1 protein-coding gene is annotated in these 311 nt (G+C 63.0%); it reads left to right on the forward strand.

Annotation, left to right across the window (positions count from 1 at the left end; all coding sequences use genetic code 11):
- Window positions 1–51: 51 nt before the first annotated feature.
- A partial coding sequence (locus EIK80_RS25355; protein WP_233586948.1) for a hypothetical protein occupies window positions 52–311 on the forward strand: 260 nt, incomplete at its 3' end.

Raw genomic sequence — 311 nt, forward strand, 5'->3', positions numbered from 1 at the left:
TATAGCCGTGACCTGAAGCGTCTCGCTGAAATCGCTCAAGACATGTGCGCCGTGCTGCGCAAGGCCAACCCGCAGGCCGACTTGCTCGCCGAGGCCCGCATCAGTCAGTTCCGCAATGACGGCGCGTCTTGGCGTGCCAACCGCATCAACGAACCGACCGGCGCGCTTTCCGTGCTGACTCAGACGCTGGACAACGGCCGTGTACTTCTGGCCAACGGCGTACTGTCCGTCACCATCGAGGCCGACGGTACAATCTCGTCACTGCTTGACGAGGAGCATGGCCGTGAACTGGTCCCGGCCGGCACCCGATT

It is taken from the genome of Caulobacter sp. 602-1 (genome assembly GCF_003931565.1).
Classification (GTDB): domain Bacteria; phylum Pseudomonadota; class Alphaproteobacteria; order Caulobacterales; family Caulobacteraceae; genus Caulobacter.